The organism is Variovorax sp. N23, assembly GCF_025486315.1.
Taxonomy (GTDB): domain Bacteria; phylum Pseudomonadota; class Gammaproteobacteria; order Burkholderiales; family Burkholderiaceae_C; genus Variovorax.
Window position 1 is genome coordinate 124,543 of sequence record NZ_JAOOPY010000015.1, and the last position, 23,127, is coordinate 147,669.

The following is a 23,127-nucleotide window of genomic DNA, read 5'->3' on the forward strand; positions in this document are numbered from 1 at the left end:
ACGGTGCACCGCACCCATCGCCCATAATTTTCGGGATGACGAACCCGCCCGCCACCGACCCGCCGCCGACGCAGCGCTATGCCCGCGTGCTCTCCATCGCCGGGTCCGACAGCGGCGGCGGCGCCGGCATCCAGGCCGACCTCAAGACCTTCGCGGCGCTCGGCTGCTACGGCATGACGGCGATCACCGCGCTCACCGCGCAGAACACGCGCGGTGTCAGCGGTGTCCACGGCGTGCCGGCCGAATTCCTGAAGGCGCAGATCCAGGCGGTGGTCGAAGACATCGGTGTCGATGCCGTCAAGCTCGGCATGCTGCCGACGCCCGAAATCGTCGAGGTGGTGGCCTGGGCCATCGACCGCTACCGGCTGCCCAACGTCGTGCTCGACCCGGTGATGGTCGCGAGCAGCGGCCATCGCCTGATCGCATCCGAGACCGTGGCCCGGATGACGCAACTGCTGTTCCCGCGCGCAGTGCTCGTGACCCCGAACCTCGACGAGGCGGCATGGCTGATCGGCCACGGCATCGGCGGCATCGATGCGCTCGACAGTGCGGTCGACGCCCTGCTGGCGCAGGGCATGCGCGGCGTGCTGCTCAAGGGCGGGCATCTGTCGGGCGACGACCTGGTCGACGTGCTCGGGCTGCCGGGTGGGGCGCGCCACCGCTACGCATCGCCGCGCATCGCCAGCCGCAACCTGCACGGCACCGGCTGCACGCTCTCGTCGGCCATCGCCGCCCAGCTCGCGCTCGGCCATGCGGTGCCCGAGGCCGTGGGCCTGGCGCGCCGCTACGTGCTCGGCGCGATCGCCGCGGGCGCCGGCCTGCAGACCGGCGGCGGGCACGGCCCGCTCAACCACGGCTTCGCGCCGGTGCCGATGCATCGGCTGCCGCGGTGATCATGTGTGCCATCCATTTGCTCCATGCAAAGTGTTTGGCAGGTGGGCATGGCCCGAAAGCACAAGCGCGGCGACCGGCGTGCGGTGCGGCATTGCGGCGTGTCGGGCCGGCTTCCCTGCGCGAGGATTACCTCAATCAGGTTCAAAGGGACTCTCTCAGCCGTTGCACGCGTGTGCGTCGGCACCCCTAGCGGATCGCTGCACGGGTTGCGTGCAGCGGGGGTGATTCTAGGGCCTGTTAACGCTATTTCCGGAGATTGCGTTGCCCGGCCCAGGGGCTGGATGCAAGGCGCCCGGGCGCAGCAAGGCTGAAGCCTTGCAAGCGCGGGCAACGCCGCAGACGGCCCCTGGGCCGGGCAACCCGAAGGGAAGGTATGCCCAGGCCGACCACTCGGCGTTGCGCTCCTTGCATGTGCCGACGCACATGCGGCGTCACGCGCCTTGATTGGCCGGCCTGGGCATGCCTTCGCAACTCCGGAAATAGTGTTAACAGGCCCTCCACCGGCGCACGTCGCGCGTCTTGGGTAGGCTCACGCGCCTCATTCCGATTTCCTGATCTCCGCATGAAAGCCATCACCTTCGACGATTTCGGCACGGCCGATGTCCTGCAACTGACCGACGTTCCCGAGCCCGTGCTCCGCCCCGACGATTTGCTGGTGCGCAACCGCGCGGTGGGCGTCAACCGCGCCGACCTGAACCAGCGCCGTGGCGCCTATGGCCGCGCCGACTTCGGCGACTCGACGCTGATGGGCCTCGAGATCGCCGGCGAGGTGATCGCGATGGGGGCGAACGTGGCCGGCTTTGCGCTGGGCGACCACGTGATGGGCATCGTGGGCGGCGGCGCCTATGCCGAGATCGCGCGCATCGACCATCGCATGGCGATGCATGTGCCGCCAGGCCTCGACGACGCGCAGGCGGCGGCCGTGCCCGAGGTGTTCGTGACCGCGCACGAGGCCCTGGTGCATCTGGGCCGACTCGAGGCCGGCGAACGCGTGCTGATCCACGCGGCGGCCGGTGGCGTCGGCTCGGCCGCGGTGCAGCTCGCCCACGCCGTCGGCGCGCAGGTGTTCGCGAGCGCCAGCGGCGACAAGCTCGATCGCGTGCGCGCCCTGGGGGCCGACGTCGTCATCGACCACCGCACACAGGACTTCGCCGAGGTCGTCGCGGCCGAGACCGGCGGGCGCGGTGTCGATGTCGTCATCGACTTCGTCGGTGCCCCTTACTTCGAGCGCAACGTGCGTGCGCTGGCTGACGGCGGGCGGCTGGTGCAGGTCGGCGTGATGGGCGGCACGGCGGGCGCGAGCATGCCGATCGACCGGCTGCTGTTCGGCCATCTGCAGATCATGGGCACGGTGATGAAGTCGCGGACGCCAGCGGTGAAGCAGGCGATGACGCGGCGCTTCGCGCAGCGCTGGTTGGCGCAGTTCGGCGCGGGTGAACTGCGGCCGGTGATCGACACGGTGTTGCCGCTGGCACAGGCGGCCGAGGCGCATCGCCGGATGGAGGCGGGCCTCAACGTCGGGAAGATCGTCCTGTCGGTGCCTTAGCCGCCCACTGGGCCACCCACGCCCAGCAGCTGGTGCAGGCGTGTGCTGGTCGTCGTGTACTGCAGGTGGATCGCCTTGCCGGGGAACACCAGGGCGGCGGCGCCCCAGGCGGCCAGTGTGGCCTCGTGGAAGCCGCAGACGATCAGCTTCCTCTTGCCCGGGTAGGTGTTGATGTCGCCGACGGCGAAGACGCCGGGCGCGCGCGTCTCGAATTTCTCGGTGTCGACCGGCACCTGCTTGCGCTCGAGTTCGAGGCCCCAGTCGGCGATCGGTCCGAGGCGGGGCGAGATGCCCAGGCAGGCGATGAAGGCGTCGATCGGACGCGACACGATGCGGGTGTCGGGCAGCGTCACTTCCAACTCGCTCCCGTCGAATCCCGACGGCTGGCCCACGACGAAGTCGAGCGCGCCGTCGGCGACCTGGGCGCGCAGCGCCGCAACCTTGGCCGCATCGGCCTGGAACCCGTCGCGCCGGTGCAGCAGCGTGACGTGGGCGGCCTGGCCCACCAGTGCCAGGGCGGTGTCGAGCGCCGAGTCGTCGCCGCCGTTGACCACGACTGTCCGGCCCGCGAAGCGGTCGAGATCGTCGGGGTGATAGAACAGCTTGGAACCCTCGAACGCCTCGATGCCTTCGATGGCCACCCGGCGCGGCACGAAAGCGCCTACGCCGGCCGCGATGATGACGGTCTTCGCGAGGAATTCGGTGGCGTGGTCGGTGGACAGGCGCCAGCGCCCGTCGGGCTCGCGCGCCAGCGTCTCGACGCGTTCGCCCAGGTGCATCTCGGGCTTGAACGGGGCGACCTGCAGCAGCAGCGCATCGACCAGGCCACGGCCGGTGGTCGCCGGCGTGCCCGGGATGTCGTAGAGGGGTTTGTCGCCATACAGCTCGACGCACTGGCCGCCCGCGTGGGGCAGGGCGTCGACGATGTGGCAGGGGATCTCGAGCAGCCCCAGCTGGAAGGCCTGGAACAGCCCGACCGGGCCGGCGCCGATGATCAGCGCGTCGGTCTCGATCGGTGGGCGCGCCGGCATCTGGCGCTTACTTCACCAGCTGCGAGATCTTGTTCGGCTTGTCTTTCCAGTCGTCGGCATCCGGCAAGGGCGCCTTGCGCTTGGTGATGCTCTTCCAGCCATCGGCCAGCGCCAGTTCGGCATTGAGCTTGATGAAGGCGAGCTGGTCGGCCGGCAGGTCTTCTTCCGCGAAGATGGCGTTGGCCGGGCACTCGGGGATGCAGACGGCGCAGTCGATGCATTCGTCCGGATCGATCACCAGCATGTTCGGGCCTTCGCGGAAACAGTCCACGGGGCACACGTCGACGCAATCGGTGTATTTGCAGCGGATGCAGTTTTCGGAAACGACGTGTGTCATGAGAGTCTGTGCCGGCGGTTCTCGGCGTAGTGAAATCGGGGGAAACCCCGCATTTTAAGGGCTCGCGGAAAGCGTCAGCCCGCAGCCGGACGAACCAGCACCGCGGCCGCGGTCTTGTGGGTGGCCGTATCGACCAGCACGAGCGAGCCGAGCGCCCGCGATTGCGTGAAGGGCAGCACCGCCAGGGGCTGCTGCAGCGCCAGCACCACGTCGCCGATGGCGTTGGCTTCCAGCTGGGTGGCCGGCCTGGCTTCGAGCGTGGCGATGTCGAGCCGGTCGACGATCCGCGCCACCTTGGCCTTGACCCAGCGGTGGCCCTGCAGCGCCCAGTAGATGCGGCCCGGCACCAGCGGCTCGTCGTCGAGCCAGGCGACCGTGGCGGTGATCTCGCGCACCGGCGTGAAGGCGTCGGGCGCCAGCAGCCAGTCGCCGCGCGACACGTCCAGTTCGCGGTCGAGCACGATGCCCGCGCTGTGGCCGGCATGCACCGTTTTCGGCTGGCGCGTGTGGCCCAGCACCTGGGCCACCGTGGCGCTCTGGCCGCTGGGCATCACCGTGACTTGCTGGCCGGGCTCGACGTGGCCGCTGGCGACGCGGCCCCAGAACACGCGGCGGCCCTGCGAGGTGTCGGACGATGCCGAAAACTTTTCGACCCACTGAACGGGGAAGGCGAAGGGCACGTCTTCGTCCTGCGCGGTCACCGGCAGGCCTTCGAGCAGGTCGAGCAGGGCCGGGCCCTGGTAGCCGCACCAGCCTTCGTGGGCCGACACGACGTTCCAGCCCTTGAGGGCAGAGATCGGCACGATGGCGGCCACCTGCACGCCCGCGCTGGCGGCGAAGGCGTTCAGCGCGTTCGAGATGCGTTCGAAGGCCAGCTCGGCATCGGTGATGGCGTCGAGCTTGTTGACCGCGAACACGATCGACTGCACGCGCAGCAGATGGCACAGCAGCGTGTGGCGGCGCGTCTGGGCCAGCAACTCGCCCTTGACGACCTCGCCGTCGCCCACTTCGGCCGCCCAGGCCAGCTTGGTCGCGTCGACCAGCACGACAGCGGCGTCGGCGCTGGACGCGGCCGTGACCATGTTGCGCGTGTACTGCTCGTGGCCCGGCGCGTCGCCGATGATGAACTTGCGCCTGGCGGTGGCGAAGTAGCGGTAGGCCACGTCGATGGTGATGCCCTGTTCGCGCTCGGCCGAGAGGCCGTCGGTCAGCAGGGCCAGGTCGGTTTCACCGCCGCGCTGCACGCCGGCCAGTTGGTCCTGCAGCACGGTCTTGCTGTCGACCAGCAGGCGGCCGATCAGCGTGCTCTTGCCGTCGTCGACCGAGCCGCAGGTGATGAAGCGCAGGGCGGCGCCGGTGTCGGCGGCCACGTTGGATTCGAGGGTGGTGGCGGTCATCAGAAGTACCCGTCCTTTTTGCGTTTTTCCATGGAGGCTTCGGACGTCATGTCGTCCATGCGCGTGGCGCCGCGCTCGCTCACGTCGACGCTCAGCGTCTCGAGCACCACGTCGCCGGCATCGGCCGCGAGACTGGCGACCGGGCAGGTCGTCGTGATGTCGCCCACGGTGCGGAAGCGCACGTCGCGCGTCTGCACCGTCTCGCCATCGCGCGGCGGGGTCAGCGGCGTCACCGGCACCAGCAGGCCGCGGCGTTCGACCACTTCCCGCTTGTGCGTGTAGTAGATCGACGGCAGCGCGACGTTCTCGCGCTCGATGTACTGCCACACGTCGAGCTCGGTCCAGTTCGAGATCGGGAACACGCGGAAGTGCTCGCCGGGTGCCAGGCGCGTGTTGAACAGCGTCCAGAGTTCAGGGCGCTGATCTTTCGGCTGCCATTGGCCGAAGGCGTCGCGGTGCGAAAAGATGCGTTCCTTGGCGCGCGCCTTTTCCTCGTCGCGGCGGGCGCCGCCGATCAGTGCGTCGAAGCGGAACTCCTCGATGGCTTCGAGCAGCGTGACCGACTGGTGCGCATTGCGCGATTCGCCCGGGTGCGCCAGCCGCACGGTGCCACGCGCCATCGAGTCCTCGACGCTGCGCACGATCAGCTCGGCACCCAGTTCCTTGGCGCGGAAGTCACGGAAGTCGGTCACTTCGGGGAAGTTGTGGCCGGTGTCGATCATCAGCAGCGGGTAGGGCAGGCGGCCCGTGCCGAAGGCCTTCTCGGCGCACTTCAGCAGCACCAGCGAGTCCTTGCCGCCCGAGAACAGCAGTGTCGGGCGCTCGAAGGCAGCGGCGACCTCGCGCAGGATGAAGATGGCTTCTTCCTCGAGCGCGTCGAGGTGCGTGTTGGACAGTTGCGCGGGAGAGTGCATCGGTTGCAGCAGTTCGGAGTCGGTGCGGGCGTTCATCGGAGGGTTTCCTCAGTGCGACAGATGCAGACCGCACTCGCGGTTGTCTTCGCCCTTGGTCGGGTCCACGTAGTCGAAGTTGTTGGGCAGGCCGTGCTTCTCGCAATATTCGTAGAGGTCTTTCGACGACCAGTGCAGCAGCGGCGCAACCTTGATGAGGCCGTCGGGGTTGATGCTGACCGGGTCCATCTGCGCACGCACGGCCGTGTCGGTAGCGCGCAGCGCGGTGAACCACACCTTCGGCGCCGTCTCGCGCAAGGCGCGGGCGAAGGGTTCCAGCTTCACCTCTTCGGTGAAGGCGGCGTGCCGCGGGTCGTCCAGCGCCGGCGTGGGGCCGTCCACGGCTTCGCGGTGTGCCCGCGAGCGGCGCGGGAGGTAGATGTGCAGATCCAGCCCGAGCTGCTTCGTCACTTCGTCGGCGAAGCGGTAGGTCGCTTCGGTGTTGTAGCCGTTGTCCATCCAGACCACCGGCACGTCCGGCTTGGCGCGCGTGACCATGTGCAGGATCACGGCCTCGAAGGGGCGGAAGTTGGTCGTGATGATCGCGGGCTGGCCGAGGCCGATGGCCCAGTCGACCAGGCCGCTGGCGTTGCGGCCCAGTTCGGTGTTGACGTGTGCGAGATCGATGCGCATGAGGCGGAGTTTTCGGTGGGGAGCCCGAACTTTAGGGAGCTGCCTTATGGAAGCAAACGATCTTTTAGTTCGCGCCTTATGCGGATAAGCAAATGCGCCAGCGTTCATGCGGGTTGCGGGGCGATTCGGGCGTCAACCTGGATATGGGCCGTCACCGGGTCCCGCATCGAACGCGCGAAAAAAAAGCCGCGCACGAAGCGCGGCTGGGTGTGCGTATCGGAGGAACGTCAGGCGTGTTCGCGCTTGAAGATCGGGTCGGCCGTCACCGCATCGCCCTGGTAGAAGGCCGCGAATCGATCGAACTGGCGCTGGGCCGCCGAGGCGTCGACGCCTTCGCGCAGCACGGCGCTGGAAAAGCCCATGCGCTGCATCTGCACCAGCTGGTCGATCAGCACGTCGCCGGTGGCGCGGATCTCGCCCTGGAAGCCCAGGCGCCGGCGCAGCAGGAAGGCCTGGCTGTAGGCCCGGCCGTCGGTGAACTTCGGGAAGTGCAGGTCGATGCGCTCGATGTCCTGCAGACACACTTCGATGGCGAGCGGGTCGGCGTCGTTCGCGAGCTGCAGCACCTTCGGGCTGCCGTCGTCGACATGGTCTTCGGCGGCGATCAGTTGCAGGGTCTTGTTCATTCGGAAACCTCCGCGCTACGCGCTGCGGTATTCGCCTTGGGAGCGGCCCGGCGGCTCATGCGGCCACCTCTTCGGCCTTGAAGCGCGCGCCGTTGGCGGCGGCCTTGAACGGGTCGGGGCCGACCCGGCGCAGCGTGTCGATGAAGGTCTCGCGCTTGCCGTCGACGATTTGGCGGGTGTCGCGGTAGGTCGAGAGCACGGCCTCGATCACCTCCGGCACTTCGGCCGCGGTGAAGGACGGGCCGACCACCTTGCCGGCCTGCGGCGCGCCGCTCAGGTCGGAGCCGTCGGAGCCGGCCAGCGTGACCTGGTACCACTCCTTGCCGTCCTTGTCGACGCCCAGGATGCCGATGTGGCCGCTGTGGTGGTGGCCGCAGCTGTTGATGCAGCCGCTGATGTGCAGGTCGATCTCGCCCAGGTCGTCGAGTTCGTCCAGGTCCTGGTAGCGCTCGGTGATGGCTTCGGCGATCGGGATGGAGCGCGCGTTGGCCAGGTCGCAGAAGTCGCCGCCGGGGCAGGCGATCATGTCGGTCAAGAGGCGCACGTTGGCGCTCGCGAAGCCGGCCTCGCGGGCCGCCAGCCACAGCGCGTGCAGGTCTTCGGCATGCACCCAGGGCAGCAGCAGGTTCTGGTCGTGCGTGACGCGGGCTTCGCCGGCGCTGAAGCGGTCGGCCAGGCGCGCGGCCGTGTCGAGCTGGTCGGCCGACGCGTCGCCGGGCGCCTGCTTCAGGCGCTTGAATGACAGCGTGACAGCGCGCAGCGCGGGGTTCTGGTGCGGCGCCACGTTGCGGGCCAGCCAGCGCGCGAACTGCACATCGTCGGCCGCGTGCTGGCGCAGCTCGGCCTCGGTCTTGTCGGCGCTCTGCAGCACGCGGGTGGCCAGCGTCGGCGGCACGAAGGACGCGGCCACGCGGTCGAACTCGGCCTGCGTGATGGTGTGCGGCGCGCCGTCGTGCTCGATGATCTGCTGGTACTCGGCCTCGACGTCGTCGATGTAGCGCTGGCCTTCGGCCTTCACCAGGATCTTGATGCGCGCCTTGTAGATGTTGTCACGGCGGCCGTAGCGGTTGTAGACCCGCACCACGGCTTCCAGGTAATTCATGATCTGGTTCCACGGCAGGAACTCGCGCAGCACGGTGCCGATGATCGGCGTGCGGCCCATGCCGCCGCCCACCTGCACGCGGAAGCCCAGCTCGCCGGCCTCGTTCTTCACCAGGTGCAGCCCGACGTCGTGCCAGCCGGTGGCGGCGCGGTCTTCGGCGGCGCCGGTGATCGCGATCTTGAACTTGCGCGGCAGGAAGGCGAATTCGGGGTGCAGCGTGCTCCACTGCCGCATGATCTCGGCGAAGGGGCGCGGGTCGGCGATCTCGTCGTGCGCAACGCCGGCGCGCTCGTCGCTGGTGATGTTGCGGATGCAGTTGCCGCTGGTCTGGATGCCGTGCATGTCGACCGTGGCCAGCAGGTCCATCACGTCGGCGCTCTTGGCCAGGGGAATCCAGTTGAACTGGACGTTCTGGCGCGTCGTGAAGTGGCCGTAATGGGTCGGCATGTGCTTCGTGCCCAGCAGGCCCTGCTTTTCGGTGGCGCGGCGGTAGACCTCGGCCTCGGGTTCGTCGTATTCGCGGGCGATGCGGGCGAGCACGCGCAATTGCTTGCTCGACAGTTCGCCGTAGGGCACGGCCACGCGCAGCATCGGGGCGTAGCGCTGCACGTACCAGCCGTTCTGCAACCGCAGCGGCTTGAATTCGTCCTCGGCGAGCCTGCCGGCCTGCCAGCGCTCGAGTTGATCGCGGAACTGCGCCGCGCGCTGGCGCACGAACTGGCGATCGAAGTCTGTGTATTGGTACATCGTGTGTGGGTCTTGACGCGCGGTGCATTCGGCACCGCCCGGAGGGCATCGACTTTAGAAGTCGCGCTCAGGGAAACCAACTACTTTTTGGTTCGCGCATTATGCGGATAAGCATATTCACCAGCAGCCATGCGGGTTGCCGGGCGATCGAAGGCCTTGTGCGGATAAGGGCGCGCCACGCTGTCCGGGCCTGCGGCGCGAGGCCGCAGCGCCGTCAGCCGGGGCGGCGCTTCACCTGGACGGTGGCTTCCAGGCCTTCGTAGGCATCGCGCTCCCCATACCAGCTTCCGGACACCGGCGCCGCGAAGGCCGGGTCGCGCGCCACCGCCACGCGAATCAGCTGGCCGCTGCCGAGCAGGTTGTTGGTCGGGTCGTAGGCCACCCAGCCGGCGCCCGGCAGGTAGGCCTGCAGCCAGGCGTGCGTCGCACCCGCGCCGGTGATCGCTTCGCCCGGGCCGACCGTGGTGTCGTCGAGCGCCGCGTCGTACAGGTAGCCCGAAACGAAGCGCGTGGCCACGCCCAGCCGCCGCGCCGCTTCCATCATCAGCAGCGCGTAGTCGCGGCAACTGCCGCTGGCCAGGGCCAGCGTCTGCAGCGGCGTCTGCGTGCCTTCCTCGTCCCGCGTTTCGTAGCGGAAGTTCTGGTTGATGTGCTGGTTCATGCGCTCGAGCAGGTCGCGCGTGCCGGTGGGCCCGTCGTGCCGGAAGAACTGGTGGGCCCAGGCGATGAGCTTGCCGTCCGGGTCGTCGTGGTGGGGGCGCAGGTAATGCTCCAGGTCGAACCGGTCCTGCACCGAATAGGCGAAGGGCAGGTGTTCGGCCGAAGGCGACAGCAGCGACAGGTCCTGCGTCAGGTCGGCCCGCTCGATGGTGAACGAGCACACCAGCCGCAGCTCGGTGGCCGGCCGGATGGGCTGCACCAGCGCCACGGAGTTGGAGTGCGGGTCCTGGATCATCCGGACGATCGCTTCGGGGCTGACCTGCAGGTCGGTGGCCAGCACCCGCAGGTCATGGCTGTCGCGCGGGCGGAACATCACGCGGTGCTCGCCGAAGGTCACGGGCGTGCGGTAGCGGTAGACCGTGGTGTGGACGATGTCGTAGCGGATGGGCATGCGGGCATTCTGCGCGAGCAGCGTGCCCGATGACCAGCGAATGCGGATGTCGACGGCCCGTGGCGTGCGTCAGAAGATCAACTTGCCCAGGCCGAGCACGACGGCCAGGCCGATCAGAAAGATGATGAAGATGATCCACAAGATGATTTTCATGGGCGGGGTTCCAGTTGGGGCGTGTGAGGGGGCGTGTGATTTCGGACAGCGCACAGCGTGCCGCGAACGAGGGCCGAAGGTGCTCGGCTGGCGCGCAGTCGTCGTGTAGGAGCGGACCACGGGCCGCGGCAAGGCGACGAGGGACGCCACCGACTGATCCAGGGCGGCGCTCGCTGCGTATGCCTGGCAGGCCATCCGCCTCCGGGGGGCCTTGCACCAGGACACGCCCATGCCGTACGCCACCGAACTCGCCCTCCGATCCGTCGAGCGGGGGCTGGTGCCCGACCCGCTCGTGCGCATCGGCATCCGCCGCCTGCTGAAGGCCCGCCTCGCCCAGATGCGCGCCGGGTCGACGGACGAGGCTGCCGACCTGGCCTTCGCTTTTCTCCATGAGATGCGCGAGGCCGCGCTGGCGCCGCTGCCCGAGAAGGCCAACGAGCAGCACTACGAAGTGCCCGCGGCCTTCTTCGGCGAGGTGCTGGGCGCGCACCGCAAGTACAGCTGCGGCTACTGGCCCGAAGGCGTGAAGACGCTCGCGGCCGCCGAAGCCGCCGCGCTCGACCTCACCTGCGCGCGCGCCGGGTTGGCCGACGGGCAGGACGTGCTCGAACTCGGCTGCGGCTGGGGTTCGCTCACGCTGTGGATGGCGGCGCAGTACCCGGGCAGCCGCATCACCGCGCTGTCGAACTCGCATTCGCAGCGCGCCCACATCGAGGCCGAGGCCGAGCGCCGCGGGCTGACCAACGTGCGTGTCGTTACCTGCGACATCAACGTGTTCGACACGGCCGCGCGCTTCGACCGCGTGGTGTCCGTCGAGATGTTCGAGCACCTGCGCAACTGGCCGCGGGCCTTCGCCAGCGTGGCCCGCTGGCTGCGCGACGAGGGGCGCTTCTTCATGCACGTCTTCGCCTACCGCGGGGCGCCGTACCCCTTCGTCGAGCGCGATGCGAGCGACTGGATGAGCCGCCATTTCTTCTCCGGCGGCATGATGCCCAGCGACGACCTTGCGCTGCACTGCCAGGACGACCTGCGCGTGCTGCAGCAGTGGCGCTGGAACGGCACCCACTACCAGCGCACCGCCGAGGCCTGGCTGCGCAACATGGACGATCGGGCGGCGACGCTGATGCCGCTGTTTCGACAGACCTACGGCGCCGATGCCTCGGTGTGGTGGGTGCGGTGGCGGCTGTTCTTCCTGTCGGTGGCGGAGCTCTTCGGCTACGACGGCGGGCAGCGCTGGTGGGTCAGCCACTACCTGTTCGAGAAGCGGGTGCGTGTCGAGACGATGCGGCCGGCACCGCAGTCGGCACCGAGCGTCGCCTCGCTGGCCGCGTGATGCCGGTGGCGTCGGGGTACTTCGGGGATGCGGCATCGACGGGTGGCGTGGCCTTCGCCGGCCTGGCCTTCACGGTGGGCCTGCTGCTGCTCACCTGGGTGGCCAGCCTGGTGCGGCGCGATGCGAGCCTGGTCGACCGGGTGTGGTCGATCGCCATCGTCGGCGCGGGTTGGGTGTTCTTCCTGCAGGCGCCCGAAGCCGGCCAGCCCGGCGGCCGTCCGCTGTGGATGCTGGTGCTGGGCAGCGTCTGGGCGCTGCGCCTGAGCCTGTTCATCACCTGGCGCAACTGGGGCCATGGCGAAGACCGGCGCTACCGGCAGATCCGCGCGCGCAACCAGCCGAACTTCGGGGGGAAGAGCCTGTACCTGGTGTTCCTGCTGCAGGCGGTGCTGGCCTGGGTGGTGGCGGCGCCCTTCCTGGCCGGCCTCGGCGACATCGGCGACATCGGCGGCATGCGGCCGTGGGGCGTGCTCGACGTCGCCGGGCTGGCGCTCGCGGCCTTCGGCCTCGTCTTCGAGGCGGTGGGCGACGCGCAGATGGCGCGCTTCAAGGCCGATCCCCGTCATCAGGGCCAGGTGATGGACCGCGGCCTCTGGCGTTACACCCGCCATCCCAACTACTTCGGCGAGGCCTGCGTGTGGTGGGGCCTGTGGCTGGTCGCGCTGGGTGGCGCGGGCTGGGGCGCGGCGTGGAGCGTGGTGTCGCCGCTGCTGATGACCGTGCTGCTGCTCAAGGTGTCGGGCGTGCGCCTGCTGGAAAAGGACATCACCGAGCGTCGCCCGGCCTACCGCGATTACATCGCGCGCACCAACGCCTTCGTGCCGGGGCCGCCGAAGGGCCCGACGCGCGCACGGTGGTGAGCGATGCGCGTTTCACTGTCAAGTTGCTGGGCCTCACGGTCTGTCGCTACACGCATCGGGCGGTTGAGCAGTGGCGCGGCAACTGCCTGCGGTGATCCGGGCGCGCGCCCGATGCGTAGGGAAACCAGGCACGACCCGTGCCGCACCATCGATTCCAGGAGCAGCCCCATGTCCATCCGGCAGTACGCCATCGCCTACGTGGCCACGGCCGTCGTCTTTCTGGCGCTCGATGCCGTCTGGCTCGGCACGATGGCCGACCGGCTCTATCGGCCCGCGATGGGCTCGATCATGCTGGAGCGTTTCGCGCTGGCACCCGCCGCGGCGTTCTATCTGATCTATATCGTGGGTGTCGTGGTCTTCGCGGTGGCGCCGGCCCTGCAAAGCGGCCGTTGGACGACCGCGCTGGGCTACGGCGCGATGCTCGGGCTCATGGCTTACGCGACCTACGACCTCACGAACCAGGCGACGCTCAAGGACTGGTCGTGGACCGTGACCATCGCCGACCTCTGCTGGGGCACCTTCGTCACGGCCGTGTCGGCTGCGGCGGCGGCGCGAATCACTATGGCGATCACGGCCCGCTGATCGGTCGGCCCGCCGCGCGGGCCGCCGAACTCACATGCCCACCAGCGCGCCCAGCGTGCGCGCGATCGCGCCCTTGAACAGCACGCGCCCGTCGACCGAGGCCAGGCAGATGCATTCGCCGCCGGCCTCGACCACCGGCTGGTGCTCGAAGCTGCCGTCCGCTTCGTCGAAGTCGCCGGGGCCGAAGCGGGCGCGTCCGTCGTGGAAGGCGCCATACAGCACCTGGGTCAGCTCGCAGTCGCTGTGGGTGTGCGCCGGCAGGTTCTTGCCGGCGCCGATGCGCAGCAGGAAGACGTTGGCCGCGGCGGCGTCGGGCAGCGTCACGCGGCTCCACCGCATGCCGGGGCCGAGCCAGCGCCAGCGGGTGGCTCGGCACCCGGCCAGCGATTGCGGCCAGCGCATGCCGGGCGGCAACTCGGGGTGCGGTGCCGGCTTGCGCGCGTCGACGCGTTCCACCGGCGCGTCGATGGCGGCCATCGTGCGGGCCAGCGCTTCCGGCGCCAGCAGGGCAGGCGGGAGCGCCTCCAGCATCGCGCCGCCCACGGCTTCGAGCGTCTCGACCCGCTGCCGGCAATGCGCGCACTGTTCCAGGTGGCTGGCCACGACCACCGAGGGGCCGCGCGCCAGGCTACCGGCCGCCAGGGCAAGGAGCAGGTCGTCGTCGGGATGGTGTTGGATCGTCATCATTCGAGTCCGTCGAGAAGTCGGCGCAGGTGCATCACCGCCAGGCGCACGCGCGATTTGACCGTGCCGAGCGGGATGCCGAGTTCGCGCGCGATCTGCGCATGGGGCTGCTCCTCGTAGAAAGAAAGGCGCAGCACCCGCGCCTGCTCTGCGGGCAGCTTGTCGAGCGCCTGACGCAAGCCGGCTTCCCGCTGATGGATCAGCAGCAGCTCGTCGGGCTGGGGCAGGCTGTCGGGCGCCTCCTCGGCGTCCGGCTCCTGCGCATCGACGATGCGGTTGCCCAGGCGGCGGAAGTGGTCCACGCGCAGATTTCGTGCGATGGTGAAGATCCATGTGGAGACGCTGGCGCGCGCCGCATCGAAGCTCGCCGCCTTGCGCCAGACCAGCACCATCGCTTCCTGCGTGAGTTCCTCGGCCAGGCCGTCGGACGTGCCCAGCCGCACGAGGTAGGTCTTCACGCGGGGCGCGAAGTGCTTGAACAGCGCCGCGAAAGCCTGTCGATCGGCCGAGCGTGCCACGGCCTCGGCCAACCGGTTGAGTTCTTCGCTTGTGGGCATCGTGTCGCGGCTCGGGTGCAGTGTCACGATCGACAGCCAGGGCGACCGGGGTGGAATCCGCGAGGCGGCTGGCGCCGTGGTGTGTCGGGCGGTGTGCATGCCCTGGCGTACGCACCCCCGCAGGAATTAGATCACAGCGATGCCGAAACCAATCCAAATGCGCCGTGGCTGCGTAGAAGGGCCGACACATGATCTTCCGGAGTTGCCCATGACCATCGCCACCGCCCACGACGGCGGGCTGCCGTCCACCCGCGGCCCTGCGGGCCCGGTGCTCGACATCGCTGTCATCGGCAGCGGCATTTCGGGGCTGTCGGCCGCCTGGCTGCTGTCGCAGCGGCACCGCGTGACGCTGTTCGAGGCCGACAGCCGGCCCGGTGGGCACAGCAACACGGTGGCGGTGCAGGGCGCGCGGGGCCGCATCGCGGTCGACACCGGCTTCATCGTCTACAACGAGGCGGCGTACCCGAACCTGACGGCGCTGTTCGCGCACCTCGGCGTGGCGACCCAGGCGTCGGAAATGTCCTTCGCTGTCAGCCTGGACCAGGGCGCGCTCGAGTATTCGGGCACCGACCTGCGCGGCCTGTTCGCGCAGCGCAGCAACCTGGTGAGCCGGCGCTTCTGGTCGATGCTGCGCGACCTGGTGCGCTTCTACCGCCAGGCGCCCGGCGACGCGGCGCGCTTCGGGCTCGTTCCGCTCGACAGCTACCTCGACGTGCGCGGCTACAGCCAGGCCTTCCGCGACGACCACCTGTACCCGATGGCCGCCGCCATCTGGTCGACCCCGGCGGCGCGCGTGGGCGACTACCCGACCGAAGCCTTCGTGCGCTTCTGCGAGAACCATCACCTGCTGCAGCTGACCAAGCGCCCGCGCTGGCGCACCGTGACCGGCGGCAGTGCGCGCTACGTCGAGCGGCTGACAGAGGGCCTGGGCGAGCGGCTGCGGCTGGACAGCGCGGCGGTCGAGGTGCGCCGCGGCGCCGACGGCGTGTCGGTGCGCACCGAGGGCGCCGGCGCTGCCGGGCGCTTCGACCAGGTCGTGATCGCCACGCACGCCGACCAGGCGCTGCGCCTGCTGCCCGACGCCAGCGACGACGAGCAGCGCGTGCTGGGGGCCTTCGGCTACAGCCGCAACCGGGCGGTGCTGCACAGCGACCCGGCACTGATGCCGCAGCGCCGCGCCGTGTGGTCGAGCTGGAACTACGCGGCCGACCGCCGCCGCCACGACCCGCCGTGCGTCACCTACTGGATGAACCGGCTGCAGGACATCCCGCAGGAGACGCCGCTGTTCCTGACGTTGAACCCGACCCGCGAGCCGCGGCCCGAGCACCTGATCCGCAGCGAGATCTACGAGCACCCGCTGTTCAACATGGCGGCGATCCGCGCGCAGGACGCACTGTGGTCGCTGCAGGGACGCCGTCGCACCTGGTTCTGCGGCGCGTACTTCGGCGCGGGCTTTCATGAAGACGGCCTGCAGGCGGGCCTGGCCGTGGCCGAGGCGCTGGGCGGCGTCCGCCGGCCGTGGTCGGTGGCCAACGAGTCCGGCCGCATCCGGCTGCCGGCCCGGCCGGTGGTCGAGGCACGCGCTTGATGGCGGACGGCGCGCTCTATGTCGGCCGCGTGATGCACCAGCGGCTGCGTCCGGCGCGGCATCGCCTGCAGTACCGCGTGTTCTCGCTGCTGCTGGACATCGATGCGCTGCCGGCGTTGGCGCAGCGGCTGCGCCTGTTCTCGCTCAACCGCTTCAACCTGTTCAGCCTGCATGAACATGACTACGGCGCGGGGACGGGTGTCGGCTTGCGCGAGCACGTCGAGCGGCAGCTGCATGCGGCCGGCCTGGCGGGCGGCGGCGCGATCGGGCTGCTCACCATGCCGCGCATCCTCGGCTACGCCTTCAACCCGCTGAGCGTGTACTTCTGCGACCGGCCCGAGGGTGGGCTGCAGGCCATCCTCTACGAGGTCAACAACACCTTCGGCCAGCGCCACAGCTACCTGATTCCGGTCGACGACGCGCAGCGCGAGGCGGCGCACATCGAGCAGCACTGCGCCAAGCGCTTCCACGTGTCGCCCTTCATGGACCTCGACATGCGCTACGCCTTCCGCGTCGAGCCGCCGGCGGCCGAGCGCCCGGGGCTGGCGGTGGGCATCACCGTGGCCGATGCCGACGGGGCCGTGCTGATCGCCCGCTTCGACGCGCGCCGCCAGCCGCTGGGCGACGGTGCGCTGGCGCGGGTCTTTCTCACGCATCCGCTGCTGACCCTGAAGGTGGTGGCGGCCATCCACTGGGAGGCGTTGCGGCTGTGGCTGAAGGGCGCACCCTTTCGCCGATGCCCGCCGGCACCCGCACAGTCCGTCACCATCGCGGCACCTCCCGAACCATGAGCACTTCCACCTCCGCATCGAACGGCCTGGAGGCCGATGTTCTCCATCTTGCCGACGGCACCACGATGGCTTCGTGGACGCGGCGGCCGCTGCGCCGTCTGCTGGTGCGGCTGCTGCGCGGGGTGGCCTGCGGGGCGCTCCTGGTCGAGCTGCCCAACGGCGAGCGCGTGCTCGGCCGCGGCGCGCGGACCGGCCCGCATGCCGCTCTCACGCTGCACCGCTGGCGGCCGCTCGCACGCCTGGTGCTGCGCGGCGACATCGGCCTGGCCGAGAGCTACCGCGACGGCGACTGGTCGAGTCCCGACCTGAGCGCGTTGCTCGAATTCGGCATCCGCAACGAGGCCGGCTGCGGCCGCGCCTGCGAGCCCTCGCTGCCGGCGCGCTGGCTGGGCCGCATCGCGCACCGGCTGCGCGCCAACACGCGGCGCGGCAGCCGCCAGAACATCGCGTTCCACTACGACCTGGGCAACGCCTTCTACGCGCAGTGGCTCGACCCGCAGATGATCTATTCGAGCGCGCTCTACACCCGCGGCGACCAGACGCTCGAACAGGCGCAGGCCGACAAGATCGCGCGCGTCGTCGAACTGCTCGATCTCGAGCCCGGTTCGACCGTGCTCGAGATCGGCTGCGGCTGGGGCGCGCTGGCGCTGGCGATGGGCGGGCAGGGCGGCGCGCAGGTCACCGGCCTCACGCTGTCGACCGAGCAGCTGGCGCATGCGCGCGAGCAGGTTGCGGCGCAGGGGCTGGGCGCGCGCATCGACCTGCGCCTGCAGGACTACCGCGACGTGGCGGGCCGCTACGACCGCATCGTCTCCATCGAGATGCTCGAAGCCGTCGGCGAGCGCTACTGGCCGGTGTACTTCGACACGCTGCGCGACCGGCTGGCGGACGACGGCGTGGCGGTGGTGCAGGTCATCACCATCGACGACGCGCAGTTCGCGTCGTACCGCGACACGCCCGACTTCATCCAGCGCTTCATCTTCCCCGGTGGCATGCTGCCGCCGCTGGAGGCGTTGCGCACGCAGGCCGCGCGGGCCGGGCTGACGCTCGAGGTGGCCGAGTCTTTCGGCATGAGCTATGCGGCCACGCTGGCCGAATGGCGGCGTCGCTTCCTGGCGGCGTGGCCGGCCATCGAGCCGCTGGGCTTCGATGCCGCATTCAAGCGGCTGTGGGAGTACTACCTCTGCTACTGCGAAGCCGGCTTCCGTGCCGGACGGGTCGACGTGCGGCTGCTCAGGCTGCGCCACGCCGACGCGGAACAGCACTGACGTTCTTTCCACAGAAATGCGCGCCGGGCCGCAGGGCGAAGGCGGGCTACCGCTCGGTAGCGGCGTCAGGGCGCTTGGCGACCTGCAAAGACGGCAGACAGGCCGCAAGGGTGCGGGCCGTCAACTGCAGCAGCTCGAAATCCTCGTCGGCAAGCGGAGCGGCGTCCAGGTCGAAATGGCAAATCGTTCCCGTCGCTTCACCCTCGTCGCCGACGAAGGGCACAGCGTGATACGAGTTGAGCAGCCCTCTGTACGGATGCCCGTCGAGGCGGGGGTCCGTGGACGAATCGGATGTTCGAAACTCACCGTAGGCAAAGGTGAATTGGCAGAAGCTCATGCCATACGGCACGGCCAGCAGGTGTTCGGGAAACGGCATGTCGAGCTTGTCGACGAACGCGATGTTCTCCAATCGCCGATCCGGCGTCACGCGGTACACCGCGCTGTAGCGTTGAACGACGCGCTCGTTGAGCAGCTTGAGCGCAGCGATCAGGTCGCCTGCCTCGAGCGCCGCCTTTATCGCGTCGAATGTTCCATCCATTTCTACACCTCGAGAGATGTTGGGGTAAAGCTCATTCTGTACCTCGAGCGCCGTTGCGTCCAACCGGCCATGGGTCAGCGGCGGTACTCGTCGCGCCGGTTGTCGTAGCCGTCGTAGCGATCGGGAATGCCGTCGTGGTCGCGGTCGCGGCGGTAACCGGGCGGCGGATAGCGGCGGTCGTCGTAGTAGCGCGGCCGCGGCACCGCGTAGTAGGGCGCGTAGCCCGGCGCAGGGACGTACTGCACGGGAGGCGGCTGCAGGTACACCGGTGGGCGATACACCGGCGGCGGCGCGTAGTACACCGGTGGCGGGGCGTAATACACGGGCGGCGGCGGTGGCGCATAGATGGGCGCCGGGGCGTAACCGGGCGACACCACCACGCCAGGAATGCCGATGCTGACGTCGATGTCGGTGCGCGCCTGCGCGCCGGCACCGGCCAGCAGCGCCATGAAGAAGAAAGTCGTCGTGCCGAGGCGGCGCAGGATGGGGTGTGTCATGAACCGTGGTGAAGTGGTGTGCACTCCAACGCCTGACCCCCTGCAGAAGTCGACAGCGCATTGCGAAACAATCTGTGCCGAAGGCTCGGAGGCAGAATCGGCGCATGCTGCGTATCGGCCTCTCCTGGACACCTGCGGTCTGCTGCGCGCCGATGCCCCCCGCCTTGCCGGCCGGGTGCGAGCACCTCGTGCGTGCGTCGCGCCGAGTCGCGTCGAGCCCATGGATTCGCTGATCGCCGCCGCCGCGCGCGCCCTCGCCACGGGCGATGCGCTCGGTGCGCTCCGGCGCGTGGCGCTGCGCGACGACCCGCCGGCGCTGGCGCTGCGCGGCATCGCGATGGCGCAGCTCGGCGAGCATGCGCGCGCCCGCGAACTGCTGCGGCGTGCGGCCAGCGGTTTCGGCGCGCACGAGCCGCTGGCGCAGGCGCGCTGCGTCGTGGCGGAGGCGGAGGTCGCGCTGGCCACGCGCGACCTCGCCGAATCGGCGCGCCATCTCGCAGCCGCCGCGGCCACGCTCGACGCGCGCGGCGATGCCGCGAACGCCGTGCAGGCGCGGCTGATCGCTGTGCGCCGGCTGCTGCTGATCGGCCGGCTCGACGAGGCGCGTGCCGCACTGGCGCAGGTCGATGCGCGTGGGTTGGCGCCGGCGCTGGCCGCGGTGGCCGATCTCGTCGCCGCCGAGCTGGACCTGCGCGCGCTGCGCGTGGATGCCGCGCGCGCGGCACTGGCTCGCGCGCAGGCCGCGGCGGCGCGCTCGGGCGTGCCGGCGCTCGTGGCTGAGGCGGCGGATGCGCAGAGGGTGCTCGAGCGCCCGGCCGCGCGGCTTCGAGACGCGACGGGCGAGCACCTGCTGCGGCTCGACGAGGTCGCGGCATGGCTGGGCAGCGGGGCCCTGGTCGTCGATGCGTGCCGCCACGGGCTGCGCGCGGGCGACCAGGCGCTGTCGCTGGCGCGCCGGCCGGTGCTGTTCGTCCTGGCGTGCGCGCTGGCCGAGGCCTGGCCGGGCGATGCCGCGCGCGATGCGTTGATCGCACGGGCCTTTCGCACCCGCCGGCCCGACGAAACGCACCGTGCGCGGTTGCGGGTCGAGATCGGCCGCCTGCGCGCACTCGCTCGACCCTTCGCGGGCATCGACGCCACGGCGCGCGGCTTCGTGCTGCGGCCGCATGGCGGGCGCGATGTCGCGGTGCTGGCGCCGCCGATCGATGGCGATTCGGCCGCGTTGCTGGCGCTGTTGTCCGACGGCGCCGCGTGGTCGACCTCGGCCCTGGCGCTGGCGTTGGGGGCGAGCCAGCGCACGGTGCAGCGCGCGTTGGCCGAACTGGAGGCCGATGCCCGCGTGCGCGCCATCGGCCGCGCGCGGTCACGCCGCTGGCTGGCGCCGTCGCTGGCCGGATTCGCGACGATCTTGTTACTCCCCGCCGCGCTGCCGTCTGCCTAAAGTGCGCTCACGGCACCGATGTGTGCGTGCCGAAGGAGCCACAGATGAACCACCAAACCCTGGACAGACCGACCCTCCCCGCCGTGCGCGCCGCCGAGATCGTGCGCGAATTCGGCCCCTTCCCCGACACCACGGCCGTGCACGGCGTGACCCACGACGGCCGCCAGGTCTGGGCCGCCACCGATGCCCGGCTCGTGGCCTTCGACGGCCGCAGCGGCAAGACCCTGCGCACGATCGAGCGCCCCTGCGACGCCGGCACCGCGTTCGACGGCACCCACCTCTGGCAGATCGCCGAAGCGCGCATCGACAAGATCGACCCGGCCAGCGGCGAGGTGCTGGCGAGTATTCCGGCGCCAGGCCACGGCGCGGATTCGGGCCTCACCTGGGCCGAAGGCAGCCTGTGGGTCGGCCAGTACCGCGACCGCAAGATCCACCGGATCGACCCGGAAACCGGGGCGCTGCTGCGCACCATCGAATCCAACCGCTTCGTCACCGGCGTGACCTGGGTCGACGGCCAGTTGTGGCACGGCACCTGGGAGGGCGACGAGAGCGAGCTGCGTCGCATCGACGCGGACAGCGGTGCCGTGCTGGAGCGGCTCGCGATGCCCGCGGGCACCGGCGTCAGCGGGCTGGAATTCGACGGCGCCGATCTCTTCTACTGCGGCGGGGGCGGCAGCGGCAAGGTCCGGGCGGTGCGGCGGCCCGGCATGCCCGCAGAAGACCATTGAAAGAAGCGTGCGGCCCAAGCGCAAGTGGGCGAATTGACGGGCACCGCAGCGTGCGCGATTCAAATGGCAATTCAACTGATATCGGCTCGCCAACCTGTTTTCTACAGTGGTGTTTTCAGAAATTTTTGCACTGTCGCCGTCGACTATCATTCTCCGCAACCTGGAATATTCATCGATTTCCTCGGTGCTGCGAAGTAGGCGGATTTACTTAATCCATGTGATTTGAATTCCGCCTCGCATCGAGGCGGCGTTTGAAACAATACGGCGCTCTGCGCGTCGGCATGGAATAACGGCAATGCCATTCAATTTCTTCCGGCGGCACGAGCCCGAAGCCACCCCGCCACCCGCCCAAGCGGTGATCGCAGCGCCCGTTGCAGAGCCGGCCGCGCCCGCGCCGGTCGACGGTTTTCTGACCTACGCGCTGCAGCTGGACGCGCAACGGCACATCAAGGGCTACAAATTGGAATGGCGCGCGGCGTCCGGCAGCACGCATGCTTCCGACGACTTCCGCGCGCTGCTGTCCACCGTCGCCTCGAACCTGAACGGCGTCAAGGCCGGCTGGCGCCTGGGCAAGCTGATGGTCTACCTCGACGCGACCGCCGATGGCCTGGCCTTCGAGGAATTGCAGGCATTGCCGCCGAAAAGCGTCGTGCTTTGCCTGCGCCTGACCGAGTTGGCGGACAAGAAGATCTGGCCCACGGTGGAAGCACTGCGCGCCCAAGGCTTCGGCATCATGCTGTGCGACGTGGAGGCCTTGCCCGAAGCGCCTGCAGCGGCCGACACGCCCGCGGCCTCCGAAGCACCCGAAGGGGGCGAGCCCACCGATGAACCGGAAGCGCCGGACCCCTTCGGCGCGCTGGCCCTCATCACGCACCTGGACGTGCGCGAGGGGCGCAAGGAACTGGTCGACGGTGCGCGGCAGCTTCGGGGGCCGGGGAAGCCGGCCATCCATCCGATCGCCACCCGCATCGCCAGCTGGGCCGAGTTCGACGCCTGCGCCGCGCGCCGGCTCGACGCCTTCGTGCGCGGCAAGGAAGCCATCGTGGCCGAGACGCAGGCGGGCGCCGCCCTGCAGCCCGAGTCCGTGCTGATCATCCGCGTCATGCAGATGATCCAGCGCAACGAGGACGTGCGGGCCATCGAGGCGGCGCTGCAGCACGACGAGGCGCTCACCGCCCGGCTGCTGCACCACATCAACACGCTGACCATGGGCCACAACGTGGAGGTGCACTCGCTGCACCACGCGGTCGCCTTGCTCGGTTTCGGGCCCCTGTTCCGCTGGCTGTCGCTGCTGCTGGCCACCAGCACCAAGGCCAGCAGCATGGCGTACATGACGAAGAAGGCCATCATGCGGGGCCGATTCGTCGAGTTGATGGGGCAGGGCACGCTGCCGGCGGACGAGGCCAACAACCTGTTCGTGGCGGGCATGTTCTCGCTGATCGACCGCGTGCTGGGCGTTCCCATGGAGGAAGTGCTCGCCAAGGTGCACCTGCCCGAGGCGGTCCAGGAAGCCGTCCGGACGCGCGGCGGCCTCTACGGCCCCTTCGTCGCGCTCGCCGAATCGTGCGAGGTCGACGCCGTCGAGGCGGCCGCACTGGCGGCGTCGATCGGGGTGAGCGCCGAGAAGGTCAACGCATCGCACCTCGCCGCGATGGCCTGGGCGCTGGATGTGAGTCCGGCAGAAGTGACCTACTGAGGTCGCCGCCGCTGCGGGCGGGGCGGGACAGGACTGT

General features: G+C 69.7%; 25 protein-coding genes and 1 riboswitch. Of the genes, 12 read left to right on the forward strand and 13 right to left on the reverse strand.

Translation table 11 applies throughout. The features are described from left to right. Positions 1-35 precede the first annotated feature (35 nt). Positions 36-893 (forward strand): bifunctional hydroxymethylpyrimidine kinase/phosphomethylpyrimidine kinase, encoded by an 858-nt coding sequence (gene thiD / locus N8A90_RS20380; RefSeq protein ID WP_262076873.1) that lies wholly within the window; start codon positions 36-38, stop codon positions 891-893. Between the two features lie 96 nt (positions 894-989). Further along, a riboswitch (TPP riboswitch) is annotated at positions 990-1,092 on the reverse strand. A gap of 364 nt (positions 1,093-1,456) precedes the next feature. Beyond that, entirely contained in the window at positions 1,457-2,440 is a 984-nt protein-coding gene (locus tag N8A90_RS20385) for an NAD(P)H-quinone oxidoreductase (RefSeq protein ID WP_262076874.1), read from the forward strand. Here the strand turns inward: N8A90_RS20385 and N8A90_RS20390 are convergent. The 9 genes from N8A90_RS20390 to N8A90_RS20430 all read right to left on the reverse strand — a co-directional run bounded on the left by N8A90_RS20390 (position 2,437) and on the right by N8A90_RS20430 (position 10,677). Beyond that, positions 2,437-3,471 carry an NAD(P)/FAD-dependent oxidoreductase gene (locus tag N8A90_RS20390; RefSeq protein ID WP_262076875.1) on the reverse strand — a complete coding sequence of 345 codons (1,035 nt, stop codon included), beginning with the start codon at positions 3,469-3,471 and terminating at the stop codon, positions 2,437-2,439. The genes N8A90_RS20385 and N8A90_RS20390 overlap by 4 nt on opposite strands. A gap of 7 nt (positions 3,472-3,478) precedes the next feature. Then, positions 3,479-3,808 (reverse strand): ferredoxin FdxA, encoded by a 330-nt coding sequence (gene fdxA / locus N8A90_RS20395; protein ID WP_262076877.1) that lies wholly within the window; start codon positions 3,806-3,808, stop codon positions 3,479-3,481. Positions 3,809-3,882: 74 nt separating this feature from the next. Further along, positions 3,883-5,205 carry a sulfate adenylyltransferase subunit 1 gene (locus N8A90_RS20400; RefSeq protein WP_262076879.1) on the reverse strand — a complete coding sequence of 441 codons (1,323 nt, stop codon included), beginning with the start codon at positions 5,203-5,205 and terminating at the stop codon, positions 3,883-3,885. After that, a complete protein-coding gene (cysD, locus tag N8A90_RS20405; RefSeq protein ID WP_262076880.1) occupies positions 5,205-6,155 on the reverse strand; it encodes a sulfate adenylyltransferase subunit CysD in 951 nt (316 codons plus the stop codon). The genes N8A90_RS20400 and cysD overlap by 1 nt, the downstream gene beginning before the upstream one ends. A gap of 12 nt (positions 6,156-6,167) precedes the next feature. Further along, positions 6,168-6,788 carry a phosphoadenosine phosphosulfate reductase family protein gene (locus N8A90_RS20410; RefSeq protein WP_262076881.1) on the reverse strand — a complete coding sequence of 207 codons (621 nt, stop codon included), beginning with the start codon at positions 6,786-6,788 and terminating at the stop codon, positions 6,168-6,170. A gap of 227 nt (positions 6,789-7,015) precedes the next feature. After that, positions 7,016-7,414, reverse strand: a complete 399-nt coding sequence (locus N8A90_RS20415) for a DUF934 domain-containing protein (protein WP_262076882.1) — start codon at positions 7,412-7,414, stop codon at positions 7,016-7,018. A 55-nt stretch (positions 7,415-7,469) separates the two neighbouring features. Continuing rightward, on the reverse strand, positions 7,470-9,263 hold the full coding sequence (locus N8A90_RS20420) for a nitrite/sulfite reductase (protein ID WP_262076883.1): 1,794 nt from the start codon (positions 9,261-9,263) through the stop codon (positions 7,470-7,472). A gap of 214 nt (positions 9,264-9,477) precedes the next feature. After that, positions 9,478-10,374, reverse strand: coding sequence for a transglutaminase family protein (locus tag N8A90_RS20425; protein ID WP_262076884.1), 897 nt, complete (start codon positions 10,372-10,374; stop codon positions 9,478-9,480). A 69-nt stretch (positions 10,375-10,443) separates the two neighbouring features. Next, entirely contained in the window at positions 10,444-10,677 is a 234-nt protein-coding gene (locus N8A90_RS20430; protein WP_262076885.1) for a hypothetical protein, read from the reverse strand. Positions 10,678-10,756: 79 nt separating this feature from the next. On the opposite strand from N8A90_RS20430, the gene N8A90_RS20435 reads away from it, so the two are divergent. The 4 genes from N8A90_RS20435 (at position 10,757) to N8A90_RS20445 (ending at position 13,302) form a co-directional block, all read left to right on the forward strand. Beyond that, a complete protein-coding gene (locus N8A90_RS20435; protein WP_262076886.1) occupies positions 10,757-11,860 on the forward strand; it encodes an SAM-dependent methyltransferase in 1,104 nt (367 codons plus the stop codon). Beyond that, positions 11,860-12,720, forward strand: coding sequence for a DUF1295 domain-containing protein (locus N8A90_RS20440; RefSeq protein ID WP_262076887.1), 861 nt, complete (start codon positions 11,860-11,862; stop codon positions 12,718-12,720). Before N8A90_RS20435 ends, N8A90_RS20440 begins: the two co-directional genes overlap by 1 nt. After that, positions 12,717-12,815, forward strand: coding sequence for a DUF6134 family protein (locus tag N8A90_RS25415; RefSeq protein WP_316044025.1), 99 nt, complete (start codon positions 12,717-12,719; stop codon positions 12,813-12,815). Before N8A90_RS20440 ends, N8A90_RS25415 begins: the two co-directional genes overlap by 4 nt. Positions 12,816-12,888: 73 nt before the next feature. Continuing rightward, positions 12,889-13,302 (forward strand): DUF2177 family protein, encoded by a 414-nt coding sequence (locus tag N8A90_RS20445; RefSeq protein ID WP_262076889.1) that lies wholly within the window; start codon positions 12,889-12,891, stop codon positions 13,300-13,302. Positions 13,303-13,332: 30 nt separating this feature from the next. On the opposite strand, the gene N8A90_RS20450 is transcribed toward N8A90_RS20445, so the two are convergent. After that, positions 13,333-13,989 carry a ChrR family anti-sigma-E factor gene (locus N8A90_RS20450; protein ID WP_262076890.1) on the reverse strand — a complete coding sequence of 219 codons (657 nt, stop codon included), beginning with the start codon at positions 13,987-13,989 and terminating at the stop codon, positions 13,333-13,335. Next, positions 13,986-14,543: a sigma-70 family RNA polymerase sigma factor gene (locus N8A90_RS20455; RefSeq protein WP_262076891.1), complete on the reverse strand. Its 558-nt coding sequence runs from the start codon at positions 14,541-14,543 to the stop codon at positions 13,986-13,988. The genes N8A90_RS20450 and N8A90_RS20455 overlap by 4 nt, the downstream gene beginning before the upstream one ends. Before the next feature lie 208 nt (positions 14,544-14,751). Here N8A90_RS20455 and N8A90_RS20460 point away from each other — a divergent pair, with 208 nt between their 5' ends. Genes N8A90_RS20460 through N8A90_RS20470 form a run of 3 tightly spaced genes read left to right on the forward strand, consistent with a single transcriptional unit; the run spans position 14,752 to position 18,190 of the window. Beyond that, complete coding sequence (locus N8A90_RS20460; protein ID WP_262076892.1) at positions 14,752-16,131, forward strand: NAD(P)/FAD-dependent oxidoreductase; 1,380 nt, start codon at positions 14,752-14,754, stop codon at positions 16,129-16,131. Next, positions 16,131-16,922: a DUF1365 domain-containing protein gene (locus N8A90_RS20465; protein WP_262076905.1), complete on the forward strand. Its 792-nt coding sequence runs from the start codon at positions 16,131-16,133 to the stop codon at positions 16,920-16,922. The genes N8A90_RS20460 and N8A90_RS20465 overlap by 1 nt, the downstream gene beginning before the upstream one ends. After that, complete coding sequence (locus N8A90_RS20470; protein WP_262076893.1) at positions 16,919-18,190, forward strand: SAM-dependent methyltransferase; 1,272 nt, start codon at positions 16,919-16,921, stop codon at positions 18,188-18,190. Before N8A90_RS20465 ends, N8A90_RS20470 begins: the two co-directional genes overlap by 4 nt. A gap of 46 nt (positions 18,191-18,236) precedes the next feature. Here the strand turns inward: N8A90_RS20470 and N8A90_RS20475 are convergent, their stop codons facing one another. Continuing rightward, a complete protein-coding gene (locus tag N8A90_RS20475) occupies positions 18,237-18,728 on the reverse strand; it encodes a GAF domain-containing protein (RefSeq protein ID WP_262076894.1) in 492 nt (163 codons plus the stop codon). Between the two features lie 74 nt (positions 18,729-18,802). Continuing rightward, the gene (locus tag N8A90_RS20480; protein WP_410087716.1) at positions 18,803-19,225 is read right to left on the reverse strand and encodes a hypothetical protein; all 423 of its coding nucleotides are present in this window, start codon (positions 19,223-19,225) and stop codon (positions 18,803-18,805) included. A 220-nt stretch (positions 19,226-19,445) separates the two neighbouring features. Here N8A90_RS20480 and N8A90_RS20485 point away from each other — a divergent pair, with 220 nt between their 5' ends. The 3 genes from N8A90_RS20485 to N8A90_RS20495 all read left to right on the forward strand — a co-directional run bounded on the left by N8A90_RS20485 (position 19,446) and on the right by N8A90_RS20495 (position 23,090). Beyond that, the gene (locus tag N8A90_RS20485) at positions 19,446-20,666 is read left to right on the forward strand and encodes a helix-turn-helix domain-containing protein (protein WP_262076895.1); all 1,221 of its coding nucleotides are present in this window, start codon (positions 19,446-19,448) and stop codon (positions 20,664-20,666) included. A 44-nt stretch (positions 20,667-20,710) separates the two neighbouring features. Then, positions 20,711-21,394 carry a hypothetical protein gene (locus N8A90_RS20490; RefSeq protein WP_262076896.1) on the forward strand — a complete coding sequence of 228 codons (684 nt, stop codon included), beginning with the start codon at positions 20,711-20,713 and terminating at the stop codon, positions 21,392-21,394. Between the two features lie 295 nt (positions 21,395-21,689). Next, on the forward strand, positions 21,690-23,090 hold the full coding sequence (locus N8A90_RS20495; RefSeq protein WP_262076897.1) for an EAL and HDOD domain-containing protein: 1,401 nt from the start codon (positions 21,690-21,692) through the stop codon (positions 23,088-23,090). The last annotated feature ends 37 nt before the right edge of the window (positions 23,091-23,127 follow it).